This window comes from Flavobacterium sp. CR10 (assembly GCF_055814415.1).
In genome coordinates, this window is record NZ_CP185985.1 from 3064309 (window position 1) to 3079273 (window position 14965).

The window sequence follows — 14965 nt, forward strand, 5'->3', positions numbered from 1 at the left end:
TAATTTTTCCTTTCAATTTTAGTTTAATGTAAAAGCATAAAAAAACCTTGGCAATACCAAGGTTTTTTTTATTCCTATTTATCTTCAGATGTTATATCTGCTCTTCATTGTCTTGTAAATGGAGGTAACAATTGGCTAGAAACTTCTCCAAAACCAATTCTTACTTCGTTATTTTCACAGAAACCGCGAATAATTACAGTATCATTGTCCTCGATAAATTTACGTTCGCTTCCGTCGTTTAGCTTAAGCGGATTTTTTCCGCCCCAAGTTAATTCCAGCATAGAACCAAAACTATCAGGAGTTGGACCAGAGATAGTCCCAGAACCCATCATATCGCCAGAATTTACACGACATCCGTTTGAGGTATGGTGTGTCAATTGCTGAGCCATAGACCAATACATATATTTAAAGTTCGATCTTGAAATAACAGTTTCTTCTTGATCTTCTGGTTGTAAAGAAACTTCCAAATGGATGTCAAAAGCTTTTTTGCCTTTTGTTTGTAAATAAGGAAGCGGCGAAGGATCTTGTTTTGGACCTTTTGTTCTGAAAGGCTCCAAAGCATCCATAGTTACAATCCAAGGAGAAATGGATGTGGCAAAGTTTTTAGCTAAAAATGGTCCAAGAGGCACATATTCCCATTTCTGAATATCGCGAGCACTCCAGTCATTTAGTAAAACCATTCCGAAAATATAGTCTTCAGCTTCATAAGTTGAAATATTCTCGCCCATTACATTCACATCTGTAGTGATAAAAGCAGTTTCCAATTCGAAATCTACTAAGCGTGAAGCACCAAAAACAGGAGTGTCATGACCAGCAGGCAGAGTTTGTCCCATTGGTCGGTGAACTGGAATTCCAGAAGGCACAATTGTAGAGCTTCTTCCGTGATATCCAACTGGAATATGAAGCCAGTTTGGCAATAACGCATTCTCAGGATCACGGAACATTTTACCTACGTTTGTAGCGTGTTCTCTACTTGAATAAAAGTCAGTATAATCACCAATTAAAACAGGAAGTTGCATCTCTACATCTTCAATTTTAAATATAACAATATCTCGATGTTTTGTTGAATCTCTTAGTTGCGGATTGTTTTCGTCGAAAATATCTGCGATACGATTTCGAACCAAACGCCATGTTTTTTTTCCGTCAGAAATAAAATCATTCAGCGTATCCTGCATAAACATATCATCGGTTAATTCTATTCCTTCAAAATAGTTTAATTGCTGTAAAGCCCCTAAATCTATGGCATAATCGCCAATTCTCGTTCCTACTGTAACGACATTTTCTTTGGTAAGAAATACACCAAAAGGAATATTCTGAATAGGGAAGTCGCTATTTTCTGGTACTTCTAACCATGATTTTCTACTGGTATCGTTGGCGGTTATTGGCATGTTTAATGTTAATTGTTTGTTGAAAAATTACATGTCAAATATATCATAATCTAGCTGTTTGACAAACGTTTTTTTGTATTTTTGCGTGAAATTAACGAAAAACAAAAAAATGCAACGCGACGAACAAATTTTTGATCTTATCCAAGAGGAAAAAGAAAGACAAATTCACGGACTAGAGCTTATCGCTTCTGAGAATTTTGTAAGTGATGAAGTAATGGCAGCAGCAGGGTCTGTTTTAACTAATAAATATGCTGAGGGTTATCCTGGCAAAAGATACTACGGCGGTTGCGAAGTAGTTGACGTTATTGAGCAGATTGCAATTGACAGAGCTAAAGAATTGTTTGGCGCTGAATATGCAAACGTACAGCCTCACTCAGGTTCTCAAGCAAATACAGCTGTATACCACGCTTGTTTAAATCCTGGTGATACTATTTTAGGTTTCGATTTATCTCACGGAGGTCACTTAACTCACGGTTCTCCAGTAAACTTCTCAGGACGTTTATATCGTCCAGTATTCTACGGTGTAGATGCTGAAACTGGTCGTTTAGATTATGATAAAATTCAAGAAATTGCAACTAAAGAACAGCCAAAATTAATCATCGCTGGAGCTTCTGCTTATTCTCGTGATATGGATTTTGCTCGTTTCAGACAAATTGCTGACAGCGTAGGAGCGATCTTATTTGCTGATATTTCTCACCCGGCTGGTCTTATTGCAAAGGGACTATTAAATGATCCAATTCCACATTGTCATATTGTTTCTACAACAACTCACAAAACATTAAGAGGACCACGTGGAGGTTTGATTTTAATGGGTAAAGATTTCCCAAATCCACAAGGATTAACAACTCCAAAAGGAGAAATCAGAATGATGTCTTCATTATTAGACTTAGCGGTTTTCCCAGGAAATCAAGGTGGGCCTTTAATGCACATTATTGCAGCTAAAGCAGTTGCTTTTGGTGAAGCTCTTAAAGATGAGTTCTTTACTTACGCAATGCAATTGCAAAAAAATGCAAATGCAATGGCTGACGCTTTCGTAAAAAGAGGTTACAACATTATCTCTGGCGGAACTGATAACCACATGATGCTTATTGACTTAAGAAATAAAAATATTTCTGGTAAAGAAGCTGAGAATGCATTAGTAAAAGCTGAAATTACAGTAAACAAAAACATGGTTCCTTTTGACGATAAATCTCCATTTATCACTTCTGGAATTCGTGTTGGAACAGCTGCAATCACAACTCGTGGTTTAGTTGAAAAAGATATGGAAACTATTGTTGAGCTTATCGATAAAGTTTTGTCTAACCATACAGATGAAGCAGTTATTGAAGAAGTTGCTGAACAAGTAAACGATATGATGAGCGAAAGACCAATTTTTGCTTACTAATTAAGATAAGTCTTAAAGTTTTAAAATCGAAAGTCAAAAGCCTTATTTTTGACTTTCGATTTTTGCATTTATAACTCATAACTCATAATTAAGAAATGGGCGTATTAAGATTACAATTGCCAACCGACCCAAGATGGGTAAATATTGTTGAGAAAAACATCGAAGAAATCTTAACAGATCACGCGTGGTGCGAACAAAAAGCAGCAACAAACGCAATTACAATTATTACAAACAATCCAGAGCATCAGGATTTGGTTCAAGATTTATTGGCTTTAGTAAAAGAAGAAGTAGATCATTTCGAGCAAGTTCATAATATCATCATCAAAAGAGGATTGAAATTAGGACGTGAGCGTAAAGATGATTACGTAAACGAACTATATCAATATATGAAAAGAAGCGGAGACGGAAGCCGTGTTTCTGGTCTTGTAGAAAGACTTCTTTTTTCTGCTATGATTGAAGCAAGAAGCTGCGAACGTTTTAAAGTGCTTTCAGAAAATATTCAAGACGAAGAATTGGCAATTTTTTATAGAGAATTAATGGAAAGCGAAGCAGGACATTACACCACTTTCATCACTTATGCTCGCAAATACGGAGTTGGAATTGATGTTGAAAAACGTTGGAGAGAATGGTTGGCTTTTGAAGAATCTATCATTACCAATTACGGAAAAGGAGAAACTATTCACGGATAAGTTTTTTGTTTGTTTTGTTTCAGGTTTAAAGTTTCAAGTTTGTCAGGCTGAGCGAAGTCGAAGCCCGCGCAAAGTACATCAAATTAAAAGAGCTTTAATCAGCGCTTTCGCGAAAGCAAACTAATGGACAATTGTTCACAAGTTCAACTTTTTGTTAATCTAATATCTGAAATCTAAAATCAGAAATTCTTACATTTGAGAGTAACCAAAATCTCGAACTATGAGAATAGAAATGGACCTGAAGCTTGGCTTTAAAGACGTCATGTTTAGACCTAAAAGATCAACGCTCAAAAGCAGATCTGAAGTTTCCTTAGAACAAAATTTTAAGTTTTTGCACAGCACTGCTAGTTGGGCAGGAATTCCGATTATGGCGGCCAATATGGATACGGTAGGAACTTTTGAAATAGCGAAGGTTTTAGCAAAAGAAAAACTTTTTACGGCCATTCATAAACACTACACTTTAGAAGAATGGAATAATTTCTTAAAAAATGCAACTCCAGATTTCTACGATTATATTGCGGTAAGCACTGGGACAGGAAAAGAAGATTTTGAGAAAATCGAAAAAATAATCTCTGCAAATCCTTTACTGAAATTTATCTGTATTGATGTTGCCAATGGTTATTCGGAACATTTTGTTCAATTTTTAAAGAAAACCAGAAAACAGTATCCTGATAAAATCATTATTGCAGGAAACGTCGTTACAGGAGAAATGACCGAAGAACTATTATTAGCCGGCGCTGATATTGTAAAAGTCGGAATTGGCCCAGGTTCTGTTTGTACTACTCGCGTCAAAACGGGTGTTGGTTATCCGCAACTCTCAGCAATTATCGAATGCGCTGATGCCGCTCACGGTTTAGGCGGACACATTATAAGCGATGGCGGTTGTACAACTCCAGGTGATGTTGCAAAAGCTTTTGGAGCCGGAGCCGATTTTGTTATGCTTGGCGGAATGTTAGCAGGACATACGGAAAGCGGAGGCGAATTGATCGAAGTAAAAGGCGAAAAATTCAAACAGTTTTACGGAATGAGTTCGAAAACCGCAATGGACAAACATGCTGGAGGCGTTGCAGAATACAGGGCAAGTGAAGGAAAAACAGTTCAAGTTCCGTTTAAAGGCGAAGTAATTTATACGGTTTTAGATATTTTAGGCGGAATAAGAAGTACTTGCACTTACGTTGGAGCCTCACGATTAAAAGAATTGACTAAACGAACGACTTTCATCCGCGTAAGCGAACAAGAAAATCAAGTTTTTACAAAATAAAAATATATTTCAAAATACATTATGATTAGCATTTCAGAAGCAGGGTTAGGTGATATCTCTACAATTCAGAAAATTACAAACATCACTTGGCCTATTACTTATGGAGAGATATTATCCAAAGAGCAATTAGATTATATGTTAGGTTTGTTTTATTCTGATGAGGCTTTAGCAAAGCAAATTGAGAATAAAGAACAATTATTTTATCTCATTCTAGATTCTGACTCTACAATTGGCTTTATCGGAATTGAACACAATTATAAAAATGAAGCTATAACCAAAATTCATAAAATCTATCTTTTGCCAGAAACACAAGGAAAAGGTTTTGGTAAAATAGTATTTGAAGAAATCGCAAAAATGGCTTCAGAAAATAATTCCAATCAACTTTTATTAAACGTAAATCGTTTTAATACCGCTTTGAATTTCTATAAAAAAATAGGTTTTGAAATTAAAGAAACCGTTGATATAGAAATTGGAAACGGGTATTTGATGGAAGATTATGTGATGGTGAAGGAAATTTAATTTAACCAAGGGTGTTTACTCGAAAATCAAAGAAAGTTTTATTGACTAAATTATATTTTATATTCCAAAGAAAATTTATATAAATAATTCTTTCCCCTTTCTCGTTAAAAAAGCCAATATATTGTCTATTGTACTTATCTAAGTTTTTGTGTATTAAAGGGGTTAATTTATTAGTGTTGATAGCTTTTATGTTTTTATTAAGCAAAAATTCTAATTCTTTGATTTCATTTGAAGTAGGGGTGAAGCGCTCTGAATTATCAAAAAGATAGGAATCATAATCTTTTGAAAAAATTACTCCTATGTTTTTATGCGAAGTTGTTTTTTGAGAGTATGTTATTAGATGAAAGAGTAAAAAAAGAAGAATAGAAAGCTTTTTCATTTGTTTTATTAAAATTAAAAATTAATTCAACTCACAATCACATCATGAGTAAACAGCAAACCTTTCACTTCATTCAAAGAAAAAACTGCTTTCTTCAATTTAGTTTTAGAAGGATCAATAGTATAATTAAAACTCGTTTTAAAATCGGCTTTATTGGCGATGGCTTTATTGAATTCTGAACGATATAAATCGCAGTTGTCAAAAATTACGCTGGTTAAATCTGCGGCCATAAAATCTACAGCAATTAAACTGCAATTGATAAATGGAGTTCCTTTTAGTTTTAAGGTATAAAACTTAGAAAAATCGAGAATGCAATCATTAAAACGAACTTCAAAAATGAGTTTGTCGCACATGGCAAAATTCACTTCTTTAATTTCACATCTGTTAAAAGTGACCGTTCTCAAAGCGACATAATTGATTTTGGCTTCGCTGAAAATACAATCATTAAAAACGCAGTCGATAAAAGTAACGGCAAGAAAAGTGCAGGCAGAGAAATTACAATTGTTAAAAACGCAAGATTCAAAGTCCTTAAAATTCAAATCATCTTTAGCGTAAACAATCGTATTGTATTCTTTATCAAGAAAATATTCGCTTTCTTTTTTCAACTCCTTTTGGTAATTATTTGAGAGTGAAAAGGTAGTAATTTAACATAAAATAATCTGAACAAATCATAAATGATTTTAATTCTATTTACATTTTTAATACATAAAATACTGTAGCTTTACACTTATTTTTTAAGTCAAAACATATCAATTTTATTATATGGAACCAACAAGAAAAGAACATGATTTTCTGGGAGAATTAGAAATTCCGAATCATTTATACTACGGAATCCAGACTTTTAGAGCGGTAGAGAATTTCAATATTACAGGAATTCCAATTTCAAAAGAACCGTTATTTATCAAAGCTTTAGGATATGTAAAAAAGGCTGCAGCTTTGGCTAATAAAGATTGTGGCGCATTAGATTCTAAAATCGCTGATTCGATCTGTTATGGAAGCGATCAAGTAATTGCGGGTAAATTTGATCAGGAATTTGTGAGCGATTTAATTCAGGGTGGAGCAGGAACTTCTGTAAACATGAATGCTAACGAGGTTATCGCAAATATCGGTTTAGAATATTTAGGCCATACAAAAGGAGAATACAATTTTCTACATCCAAACAATCATGTAAACTGTTCTCAATCTACAAATGATGCATATCCATCGGCTTTTAGAATTGCTTTGTATTTGAAAATGGAAAGCTTTATTAAAACTTTTGCAGGTTTAGAAACTGCTTTCGCTAAAAAAGGCGAGGAGTTTAAAGATGTCCTGAAAATGGGAAGAACGCAATTGCAAGATGCTGTTCCGATGACTTTAGGACAAGAATTTAAAGCTTATGCTACAACAATTGGAGAAGATATTCAGCGTTTAAAGAATGCTCAAGAATTGCTTTTAGAAATCAATATGGGCGCAACCGCAATTGGAACAAAAGTAAATGCGCCAGAAGGTTATCCTGAAATCTGCGTGAAATATTTGGCAGATGAGGTTGGAATTCCATTAACGCTTTCTCCAGATTTAATTGAAGCAACGGTTGATACAGGAGCTTACGTTCAGATTATGGGAACTTTAAAGCGTTCTGCGGTTAAGATTTCTAAAATCTGCAACGATTTACGTTTATTGAGTTCAGGACCAAGAACAGGTTTTAACGAAATCAATCTTCCGGCACGTCAGCCAGGTTCGTCTATTATGCCAGGAAAAGTAAATCCTGTAATTCCAGAAGTGGTAAATCAGACTTGTTTTTATGTAATTGGCCAAGATTTAACGGTTACAATGGCGGCAGAAGCAGGACAATTGCAATTAAACGTAATGGAGCCTGTAATTGCTTTTGCGATGTTTACTTCGTTGGATTATCTTTCAAATGCGATTCAGACTTTAATTGATAAATGTATTAACGGAATCACAGCAAATGTTGATCACTGTTACAATATGGTGATGAACAGTATTGGAATTGTAACGCAATTGAATCCAATTTTAGGTTACGAAGAAAGTGCAAGTATTGCTGGAGAAGCTTTAAAAACAGGTAAAAGTGTTCATCAAATTGCGGTTTTAGAGCGAAAATTGATTACACAAGAAAAATGGGATGAAATATATTCATTAGAAAATCTAATTCATCCAAAGTTTATCACCAAATAGTATTAGCAGTAATACATTAAAGCCGTCAAATATTTTTTGACGGCTTTTTTTGTTAAAATATTTTGAACTTATTTAGGTTTAGTGTTTAACATGTTGAAAATAAGGCTTATATTTACAATGAGATTCTAGTCTTATTTCTAAAACAAAACTTTGCAAATGGTGATTTTTTTTGAAAATAAAGCCGTTCAGTACAAGTATAAAGTCCTAGGATTACTATTTTTTATTTCCTTCAATTTGCTTGCTCAAGAAGAAATTAAAAACCCTGAAATTGAAAACCCAAAAATCTGTCCACCTAAAACGATATTTGATATCTTTAAAAAAGATGACGACGCACTAGTCGTTAAGCCTACAAAAAACAATTTTTTCTTGGTAATTCCTGCAATAGGTTCGCAACCCGCAACGGGTTTCTTTTTTGGTGCGGTCGCTCAGTACACATTTAAAGGGAAAGAAGAAAAAGACAAATATTCTATTGCTAACATCGGAATTACTTACACCTTAAAAGATCAATGGCTGGTCAATGTAAAAAACAATATTCTGCTCAAGAATAATAAAATCTTTTTAAGCGGAGACTACCGATTGTATCTGTTTTCTCAACCCAATTATGGTTTAGGAACCGATATAATTCCGCCAAGACGAGACCGTCCGCCCGGTTTTAGTGTAGATTCATTAGCTCAGGATATGGATTACAATTACTTTAAATTTCATCAGACGGTTTCTTTTGAGGTTAAAGAGAATTATTATGTAGGTGGAGGCATCAATATTGACTGGTATTCGAGTATAGATGACAAAGAATTAGATATTGCAAATGGAAAATATACCTATCATTATAATTACAGCCAAAAATATGGTTTTGATAATACAGAGTATTTTTTAAACGGAGTAAGTTTAAATCTGGTTCATGATTCGCGAGACAATCAAGTAAATGCATCAAAAGGCTGGTTTGCCAATATCAATTACAGATTTAATCCAGTAATCTTTGATAATCAGGATTACAGTAATGTTTTGTTTGCAGAATACCGTCATTTTATTCCTGTTTCGCATAAAAATCCGCGTTATATTTTGGCCATTTGGACTTACGGACAATTTGTAACTCGAGGAAAAGTTCCGTACTTAAATCTTCCTGCAATTGGTTGGGATCAGCGCAGCAGAAGTGGAGAAGGGTATACACAGGGTTTGTTTAGAGGAAATGGTTTAGTGTATTTATCGACAGAATTTAGGTTTCCAATTACCTGCAATCAATTGCTGAGTGGCACTGTTTTTACCAATTTTGTAACGACCAGTAATTCTGATAGCGATCTTAAATTATTCAAATCAATTCAGCCCGCCGCGGGTATTGGTTTAAGGCTTTTAATTGATAAAGCGTCCAAAACCAATCTTATTTTTGATTACTCGTGGGGCAACAATTCTAAAGGATTTTATTTGAATGCTGGAGAAACTTTTTAATTTCAAAAAATTAAGAATCAAAAACTTTAATTTAGAAATAATATCAAAAAGCAGGCGATATGGCTTGCTTTTTTTATTCTTCATAATTAAATCATAATTTGTAAAGTTGTTTAAAATTATTTTAAATTGTATTCTTATTTTTGTTGTATATACAAACTTCTTAATATGAAATTACTGATAGTCGAAGATGAGCCAAATCTATTATCGATATTACGAAAAGGTTTTGCAGAGAATAATAATGAAGTAAGCGTTGCTATGGATGGTAAAACTGCCATGGAAATGATTCATAATTATATCTTCGATGTGGTGATTCTAGACGTTATGCTTCCTGATCTTAACGGAATTGAAATCTGCAGAAGACTTCGCGCAGCCAAAAACTTTGTGCCAATTTTGCTTTTAACCGCTTTAGGAACCTCAGAAAATATTGTAACGGGACTGAATGCAGGTGCAGATGATTATTTGGTTAAACCTTTTAAATTTGGCGAATTGGATGCTAGAGTGAATGCTTTGTATAGAAGATCGCAACAGGAAACAGAAAAAATCGACACTATTACAATTGGTGATTTAGAAATAAATGGACGTGCGAAAACAGTTAAAAGAGATGGAGAAAACATCATTTTGACTGCTAAAGAATTCAAACTTTTATATTATCTCGCTAAAAATACAGGCAGAATTGTTTCCAGAGATCAGATTTTGGATAATGTTTGGGATATTAATTTTGATATGAACACCAATGTTGTCGACGTTTATATTACATATTTAAGAAGAAAGATCGATAAGCCTTTTTCGACCAAACTTATTCATACCATGAAAGGTTTGGGTTATGTTATAAAACCATAATATGGATATAAGAAAAAAAATTACTTTTAATTACGTTGCCCTTTCTACCTTTAGTACGTCACTATTGTGTATCATTGTTTTTTTCTTGTTTAGAGAAAACAACCGTTACCATTTCTTAAAACGTCTAGACGATAGAGCAAAAATTGTTTCTTCTATCCATTTTCAAAAAGATCCTGAAAAAATTAAGTATTACAAAAATCTTAAAAAAAACGGGCTTGAAGAACTCATAGAAGAAGAGGAATATGTATTAAAAATCAATAGCCATAATAGTTTTGATTATAATACCAATCTAAATCTTCCAAACTCTTTTTATACCAATATTCTAAGAACAGGAAAAGATTCTTATGAAAGGGATAACAAATATTATTTAGGACAGATTTTTCAAGAGAGCGATCAAAAATATATTGTGATTGTTGGAGCGAGAGATCGCAAAGGAAAAGATACAACGGTTTATATTGTCAAAATCATGCTTTTTGGCGGAATTGGATTCGTGATTCTTGCCTTTCTTTTAGGTCGATTTTTAGCAAAACGCGTCATTAATCCTGTAGCCAGAATTACAAAAGAAGTAAAAAGAATTAGCGCTTCTAATCTTCATAATCGTCTTCCCGAAGTTAAGAACTCTGATGAAATATCAGACTTGACAAATACTTTTAATAATATGCTGGATCGATTGGAGACATCTTTCGAAATTCAGGCTAATTTTATTAATAATGCTTCTCACGAATTAAAAACGCCAATAACAACCATTATTGCTGAAGCTGAAATTATGCTGCTAAAAGAAAGAGAAAAACATGAATATGTAGAATCTTTGCAAAATATTTATAGTCAAGCCTCAAGATTAGGAAATCTAACAGAAAGTCTTCTTAAGCTTACGCAAACAGGATATGACGGACAAAAACAAGTATCGGATATTGCTCGCATGGACGAACTATTATTGGATGTAAAATCTGATCTCGATAAGATTTATCCTGACAACCGTGTAAGCATTAAACTTAATTTTGCTCCAGAAGATTCTAATTTACTGCTTTTGCCGTGCAATAAACCGCTTTTAGAATTGGCAATCAACAATATTATTACCAATGGCGTAAAGTATTCTGATAATAATGAAGTGTTTGTGAATCTTACGGCAAATAAAGAAATGATCAAAATCACGATCAATGATATCGGAATAGGAATTCCTCCAGAAGATATTCCGCATTTGTACGAACCTTTCTTTAGAGGTAAAATCGCTGCGAAATATATTGGCTATGGTTTAGGTCTTCCGTTAGCGTCTAAGATTATTAGAATGCACGATGGAGAACTTCAAGTGCAATCTGAACAAAACAAAGGAACAATTGTTACGATTATGTTCAAAAAATCCAACATTAAAAAATCTAATGTTTAATTTTAGAAAATTCTAATTTTAGATTAATAACAGTCTAATTTACTGAGAGTTATTTTGTAAGTATAAACTAAAAGAATATACTTATGAAAAATTTTCTTATACCTACAACTTTAAAAGATGACACCATTTCGGCTGTTAAATCTGCGGTAAATCAGTCTAAGAACACTGATTCGGAAATTATTTTAGTTTTAGTTTCAGAAGCTCCTGATACATTTTCGTCATCGGGCTTTTTAAGAGAAATGAAATCCGGACTTACTAGGAGCCAAGAAGAAGTTCTGGAAACTTGCAGGTATATTATTGATCATACTGCAAATGTCAAATTAAAAGTTCATAATCAATACGGACTTTCTGCACCGATTTTTAAGAGATTAATAGACGTTTTTTCGGTAAAATTGGTCATTCTCACACATTCTTATAAACAAGAAACCAAAAGAATTCATCAATATTTAGTGCAATTGGCAGGAAATCAAAAATGTCCAATTCTACATTTAAGCACAGAAATTAATAAAGAGGTTTTCCATAAAGCATTATACGTAGAAAATTCTAGCAAAAATATCCATGTAAAAGATGTGCAGGAATTTTTGAGCGCTAATTTCTCTTTCGAAATTGTAAGTCAGACAGCTAGTTTTGAAGATAACTACGAAAATGTTGCGCCGTTTTTATCAGAAGCCATTTCAAAGCACAACATCGATATGCTAGTAGAAACCCGAAAAGGCGAAAAAATCAAGTTTAAAAAAGCTAAAAAAGAAAATGTCAATGAAAAACTAGGACTTCCAGTTCTTTCATTGTACGAAGAGATGGTTTAAGAGTTTGAGATTCTAAGTTTCTAAGACACTAAGTCTCTAAGCTTTTTAATTCTTAGCATCTCAGGACCTTAGCATCTTAGCCTCTTAAAAAAAATTAATTTAAATCCGAAAATATGTTATTAAAGAAAAGAATACCAATGAAGTACGTTCTCGGGAAAATTAAAGTAGAAATTGCACTAGTATTGGCTTATACGATACTGTTTGAAATTTTCCATCACTATTTTATCAATCTTCCTGTAGATATCCCGATTGCCATTCCGACCATGATCGGAACGATTATTTCTCTATTATTGGCCTTTAAATCAAATCAGGCTTATGATAGATGGTGGGAAGCGAGAATTGTTTGGGGAGCCGTAGTTAACGATTCCAGAACCTTAATTCGTCAGGTATTGACGTTTTACGAGGATCCTGATTTTTCTGTTGAAGCTAGTGAATTCAAAGAAAATTTTGCTAAAAGACAAATTGCGTGGTGTTACAGTTTAGGGGAATCACTTAGAAAAAGAGATGCCATAAAACCGCTTGAAGGTTTAATTAGCGAAGAAGAAATTAAATATATTAAGAATCATCAAAACGTTCCGAATGCGATTTTAATGTTGCACGCGAGAGATTTGAGAAATGCGAAAAATGAAAAGAGAATCAACATGTATCAGCAGGTTGAAATCGATAATACTTTGTCGAGATTATGTGATGAAATGGGAAAATGTGAACGAATTAAAAATACCATTTTTCCAACAACATACAGTATGTACATTAGATTGACTTTATGTTTATTCATTTTTGTATTGCCTTTCGGATTAACAAGCGTATTAAGCTGGTTTGCCATTCCGCTGATTACTGCAATCGGTGCCGCTTTCTTTTTGATCGAAAGAATGGCGATTCATTTGCAAGATCCGTTCGAAAACAGACCAACAGATACGCCAGTTACTGCAATTGCAAATACAATTGAAAAAAATATCAAACAAATGCTAAACGAATATCAAAGCGAATTTGATATCCTGAAAGAATTTGATTTAAATGACGAACCTAAGAAAGTCGAAAAAGACGCTTATTTTGTCTTATAACTATTTAATTTTGGTCTTCTTTTAATTGTTGGCTGGACAGTGTGTAGTTGCGCTGTCCGGTTTTTTTGTCTTTGCGAGGAACGAAGAATCTCCACAAGTAACTCCGTTACAATTTTTCAATCTTTGCCGAGCTTCTCACGGAGATTTCTCCTTCGTCGAAATGACAATATTGTGTTTGTTTTTGGAGTCTAAAGCTGTTTCGCTAATCTTCCCAACGTCTGAATAGCAGTTCTCACTTCATTAGACCAAGGCAATCCAAAACTCAATCGCATGCAATTTGAAAACTGATCTTGAAATGAAAAGATCCTTCCTGGAGCAATGCTAATATTATGTTTCAGCGCTAAATGATAAAAAGCGGCTGTGTCGATTTTTTTATCCAATTCGAGCCATAAGAAGAATCCGCCTTGTGGTTGACTTACTTTGGTTCCTGCAGGAAAAGACTCTAAAACAGTATTAATGTAGTTAGTGCAGTTTCGATTCAGAATCTGACGAATTTTTCTAAGATGATTTTCGTAGCGGCCATTTTTTAGAAAATCGCCAACCACTTCGTGTGTAATTGTTGAATTGGAGATCGTATGGTACAATTTGGTTCTCAGAACTTCTTTTTTAAACTTCCCCGGAGAAACCCAGCCCACACGATAGCCTGGTGCCAGACTTTTCGAAACAGAACTGCAGCACAAAACAATCCCGCTTTCATCATAAGTTTTGCAATTCGTAGGACGGCTTGAACCGAAATATAAATCACCATGAATATCGTCTTCAATTAGAGGAACATTATAAAATTCCATTAAACGGACGATTTCCTTTTTATGTTCGTTTGGAAGCATACTTCCCGACGGATTGCTGAAATTAGTCATTAAAACACAAGCTTTTACTTTATTAGAAGCAAGAGTCTTTTTAACCGCTTCAAGCTCAATTCCCGTTGTCATATTGGTAGGAAGCTCCATTACATATAAACCTAAAGATCGCGCAAGCTGAAGAATACCAAAATAAACCGGACTTTCAGTAATAATAGTATCTCCAGGTTTAGTCAGTGCCAGCAAACAATTTGAAATTGCCGAAATGCAGCCTGGAGTGGTTATGATATCTTCTTCGGTCAAAGAGCCGCCCCAAGTAAAAGACCATCGTGCAATTTCTTTTCTTAAATTACTGTTTCCTTCAATTTCCTCATAACTTGTTCCGCTGTTGGGCAATTGGCGCATCGCTTGAACCATTCCTTTATTTAGTTTTGCAATTGGAAGCAATTCATTAGACGGAAAACCAAGCGAAAGCATCGTAATATCTTTTTTACGCATATCACCATAAACCAAATCCACTAAATCCTCTCGTTCAATGTTTTCAAGAGTTAAAAGTGGGGTGCTTGCCGATGGTTCAGGAATTGTTCTTGCCGAAATATTACTTACATAATAACCAGATTGCGGTCTTGATTCAATCAAAGAACGGCTTTCGACTTCATAATAAGCTTTGCTTACAGTACTCATGCTATAGCCCGTTTCTGCACATACTTCACGTATGGAGGGAAGTTTATCGCCTACATTTAGAACACCAGATTTAATCTGTTTTTCAATTCTGTCAGCAAATTGAAGGTATAAGTAATTCGAATTTTTCATGAGAAAATAAAAACTGTTATGCTGCAATT

Annotated in this window: 14 protein-coding genes; 10 read left to right on the forward strand and 4 right to left on the reverse strand. The window is 34.1% G+C overall.

Translation table 11 applies throughout. The features are described 5' to 3' along the window. Positions 1-104: 104 nt before the first annotated feature. On the reverse strand, positions 105-1388 hold the full coding sequence (gene fahA, locus ACNRYB_RS13605) for a fumarylacetoacetase (RefSeq protein WP_473727561.1): 1284 nt from the start codon (positions 1386-1388) through the stop codon (positions 105-107). A 109-nt stretch (positions 1389-1497) separates the two neighbouring features. Between fahA and glyA the strand changes: the two genes are divergently transcribed. The 4 genes from glyA (at position 1498) to ACNRYB_RS13625 (ending at position 5241) form a co-directional block, all read left to right on the forward strand. Beyond that, on the forward strand, positions 1498-2772 hold the full coding sequence (gene glyA, locus ACNRYB_RS13610; protein ID WP_129746900.1) for a serine hydroxymethyltransferase: 1275 nt from the start codon (positions 1498-1500) through the stop codon (positions 2770-2772). 95 nt (positions 2773-2867) lie between these two features. Beyond that, a complete protein-coding gene (locus ACNRYB_RS13615; RefSeq protein ID WP_473727562.1) occupies positions 2868-3461 on the forward strand; it encodes a MiaE family protein in 594 nt (197 codons plus the stop codon). Between the two features lie 220 nt (positions 3462-3681). Continuing rightward, positions 3682-4722, forward strand: a complete 1041-nt coding sequence (locus ACNRYB_RS13620; protein WP_473727563.1) for a GMP reductase — start codon at positions 3682-3684, stop codon at positions 4720-4722. A gap of 21 nt (positions 4723-4743) precedes the next feature. After that, positions 4744-5241 carry a GNAT family N-acetyltransferase gene (locus tag ACNRYB_RS13625; protein ID WP_473727564.1) on the forward strand — a complete coding sequence of 166 codons (498 nt, stop codon included), beginning with the start codon at positions 4744-4746 and terminating at the stop codon, positions 5239-5241. Between the two features lies 1 nt (position 5242). Here ACNRYB_RS13625 and ACNRYB_RS13630 read toward each other — a convergent pair whose 3' ends face one another. Then, complete coding sequence (locus ACNRYB_RS13630) at positions 5243-5620, reverse strand: hypothetical protein (protein ID WP_473727565.1); 378 nt, start codon at positions 5618-5620, stop codon at positions 5243-5245. A 26-nt stretch (positions 5621-5646) separates the two neighbouring features. Beyond that, entirely contained in the window at positions 5647-6225 is a 579-nt protein-coding gene (locus tag ACNRYB_RS13635) for a pentapeptide repeat-containing protein (protein ID WP_473727566.1), read from the reverse strand. Between the two features lie 157 nt (positions 6226-6382). Between ACNRYB_RS13635 and aspA the strand changes: the two genes are divergently transcribed. From aspA to ACNRYB_RS13665, 6 genes are all read left to right on the forward strand, one after another. Next, on the forward strand, positions 6383-7792 hold the full coding sequence (gene aspA / locus ACNRYB_RS13640; RefSeq protein ID WP_473727567.1) for an aspartate ammonia-lyase: 1410 nt from the start codon (positions 6383-6385) through the stop codon (positions 7790-7792). A 156-nt stretch (positions 7793-7948) separates the two neighbouring features. Next, positions 7949-9235 carry a BamA/TamA family outer membrane protein gene (locus tag ACNRYB_RS13645; protein WP_473727568.1) on the forward strand — a complete coding sequence of 429 codons (1287 nt, stop codon included), beginning with the start codon at positions 7949-7951 and terminating at the stop codon, positions 9233-9235. Between the two features lie 165 nt (positions 9236-9400). Then, complete coding sequence (locus tag ACNRYB_RS13650; protein WP_129746893.1) at positions 9401-10075, forward strand: response regulator transcription factor; 675 nt, start codon at positions 9401-9403, stop codon at positions 10073-10075. Position 10076: 1 nt separating this feature from the next. Further along, complete coding sequence (locus ACNRYB_RS13655) at positions 10077-11459, forward strand: HAMP domain-containing sensor histidine kinase (RefSeq protein WP_129746892.1); 1383 nt, start codon at positions 10077-10079, stop codon at positions 11457-11459. An 83-nt stretch (positions 11460-11542) separates the two neighbouring features. Beyond that, positions 11543-12265 (forward strand): hypothetical protein, encoded by a 723-nt coding sequence (locus ACNRYB_RS13660; RefSeq protein ID WP_129746891.1) that lies wholly within the window; start codon positions 11543-11545, stop codon positions 12263-12265. Positions 12266-12378: 113 nt separating this feature from the next. Next, positions 12379-13326 (forward strand): bestrophin family protein, encoded by a 948-nt coding sequence (locus ACNRYB_RS13665; protein ID WP_129746890.1) that lies wholly within the window; start codon positions 12379-12381, stop codon positions 13324-13326. Positions 13327-13514: 188 nt separating this feature from the next. Here the strand turns inward: ACNRYB_RS13665 and ACNRYB_RS13670 are convergent, their stop codons facing one another. Then, positions 13515-14936: an aminotransferase-like domain-containing protein gene (locus ACNRYB_RS13670; protein ID WP_473727569.1), complete on the reverse strand. Its 1422-nt coding sequence runs from the start codon at positions 14934-14936 to the stop codon at positions 13515-13517. Positions 14937-14965 lie beyond the last annotated feature (29 nt).